General features: G+C 60.7%; 4 protein-coding genes. All 4 read right to left on the bottom strand.

Annotated features, from left to right (window positions below; translation table 11 throughout):
• Nucleotides 1-287: 287 nt before the first annotated feature.
• Nucleotides 288-428, bottom strand: a complete 141-nt coding sequence (locus L284_RS48205) for a hypothetical protein (RefSeq protein ID WP_160172113.1) — start codon at nucleotides 426-428, stop codon at nucleotides 288-290.
• 22 nt (nucleotides 429-450) lie between these two features.
• Nucleotides 451-810: a hypothetical protein gene (locus L284_RS33715; protein ID WP_200861641.1), complete on the bottom strand. Its 360-nt coding sequence runs from the start codon at nucleotides 808-810 to the stop codon at nucleotides 451-453.
• Complete coding sequence (locus tag L284_RS33720; protein WP_021233732.1) at nucleotides 752-1,048, bottom strand: hypothetical protein; 297 nt, start codon at nucleotides 1,046-1,048, stop codon at nucleotides 752-754. The genes L284_RS33715 and L284_RS33720 overlap by 59 nt, the downstream gene beginning before the upstream one ends.
• The coding region (tnpC, locus tag L284_RS33725; protein WP_031341962.1) for an IS66 family transposase at nucleotides 1,048-2,321 on the bottom strand (1,274 nt) is incomplete at its 5' end. The genes L284_RS33720 and tnpC, both read right to left, overlap by 1 nt.

Below are 2,321 nucleotides of genomic sequence, written 5' to 3' on the forward strand. Positions count from 1 at the left end.
ATGAATCATCATAGCCGTCCAAACACTACCGGTTTTTGCGGGTCTCCAGCTAATAATACCCCTAGTCAAGCTGTTGCTTTCCGAATGACTGTAGTCGGTCACGAACCGCGCCATTCCCATCTGTTGGTCATAAGATGCCAAAGAGTGTCTGCTTCCGGGCGTCCGGAAATGATAGCTTAATGGCGACAAAGGCGCTGAGCCGCGCCGTCGGGAGAGACTTATTCTTGATGGATGGGGCCCTCCATCACCCTGCGGGCTACCCCCTCTCGTTCTCGGGGAGCGAAAGGCTACCAGTCAGCGCCGGATCTTGCGATTTCGTCCAGCAGAGCCTGTTTGGAAGGTGTGCGATCCGTCCCGGCATTGCGCGGGAGGTGGGGAATGTCAGCCTCTCTGCGGCTGGCGGCGAGGTGCGCGGCGAGTTCGGCCATGTCCGTGACCGTCTCTTGGGGTTCAGCGGGTGATGTCTTCGACGCCATAATCGCCCATGCTTTCCTCGCGGATGCGGCGCTCAAGATAGGCCAGATCCGCGTCGGGGTGAAGGGATAGCAGGATGCGCGCCTGATCGATGCGGTCCGGCGCGCTGCGCGAGGCGTACTGGCCCATGCGGTCGGCAATCAGGTCTTCGACGCCGATCACGCGGAACAGTGCGGTTTCGCCGATGGGGCGGATCAGGCGCAACCGGGCGGGTTCGATGTTGCCGTCCATCGGCACCTCGGCCACGACTTCGAAACCGAGGGTAACCGTCCGATTGTTACCGCGGTGGTTGGGCCTTGAAGCGAGTGGCGAGTTCGGGATCGTCAACGAAGTCATCGAGGAAGCCGTGCCAGGTCTGGGTGGTGCGGCGTGCTTCTCGAAGCATATCTGACAGTTCGTCGACGCCATCGTCGGTGAGCGCCGTAATGGTCTCATCCGGTCCAGTGTAAACGGTGATGATGCTGCCGTATGTCAGATTGTCGTCGTTCCAGACGATGGCTTCCAACAACTCCACGTCCTCGCCGAGCATTTTGGCAGCATAGTCCAGCGTGCGTACGTGAGTGATCGTGGCCATCAGGCTACCTCTGCCAACGGTACCAAGGGCACCCATTTCCAAGGCAGCAATTCCTCGATCCGGTTGATCTTGTGATCATGGATACGGCCGAGCACGTCGGCGAGATAAGCCTGCGGATCAAGACCGTTCATCTTGGAACTTTCAATAAGCGTCATGGCTCGCGCCAGTGTTTCAGCGCCTGCTTCGGAGCCGGCGAAGAGCCAGTTGCGTCTTCCTAAGCCAATAGGTCTCACGGCTCGCTCAGCGGCATTGTTATCGATGGCGACGCGTCCGTCTTCAATGAACAGTGAGAAGGCCTGCCAGCGACCCAAGCCATACCTAATGGCGCTGGCCAGGTCGCCTTTGACGGGGATGCGGGTGAGTTGCTGCTCGGCCCAGGCGCGCAACGCCTCCAGTTTGGGTTTGCTATGCTCCTGGCGGACGGCACACCGAACATCGGCAGGTTTCCCGGCGATTTCGCGTTCGATGTCGTACAACTGGCCGATGCGATCGAGGGCTTCTCGCGCTATCGGGGATTTGTTCGCTTTCCAGATGTCGTGGAAGTCACGCCGCCAATGGGCGAAGCAGGCAGCTTCCCGGAAGCGCGGTTCGCCGTCCGCGCCGGGCTGATAGAGCTTCGCATATCCCTTGTAGGCGTCGGCCTGGAGAATGCCGCTCGCATTGCAAAGGTGGTTTTGCACGTGCTCCGCCTTCCAGTTGGAGGCAAAGCGATAGACCACACCCGGCGGTGCCGGCCCGTTCCACGGGCGCTGATCGCAGACATAACCCCAGATCCTGCCTTGCTTCACGCCCTTACCGAGCCCTTCGGCCCGCCTTGTGTGATCCAGCACCTGGATCGGCGTATCATCGGCGTGGATGACGGTGCTGGCCAGGACCGATGCCTCAATACGCTCGATCAAGGGCTGCAGGCTTCGCATCGCCTTGCCGCACCAGTCAGCCAGCGTGCTGCGGGGAATGTCAGCGCCCATGCGGGCAAGGATTTCGTTCTGCCGGTACAGCGGCAAGTGATCGTCGAACTTTGAGACGAGCACGTAGGCAAGCAAGCTGCTTCCGGCCATGCTGCCGGGGATCGGGCGGCTCGGAGCCGGCACCTGCACCATTTTCTCACAGCAGCGGCAGGACTTCTTCGGCCGCGCGACCTCGATCACCTTCAGCTTGGCGGTAATCATTTCGATGATTTCGCTCACGTCCTCGCCGACGAGGCGTAACTCGCCCCCGCAATCGGGACAAGCGCTGCCCGGGTCGAGTTCTTTTCGCTCGCGCGGGGTGTCAG

This window comes from Novosphingobium lindaniclasticum LE124, assembly GCF_000445125.1.
GTDB classification, from domain to species: domain Bacteria; phylum Pseudomonadota; class Alphaproteobacteria; order Sphingomonadales; family Sphingomonadaceae; genus Novosphingobium; species Novosphingobium lindaniclasticum.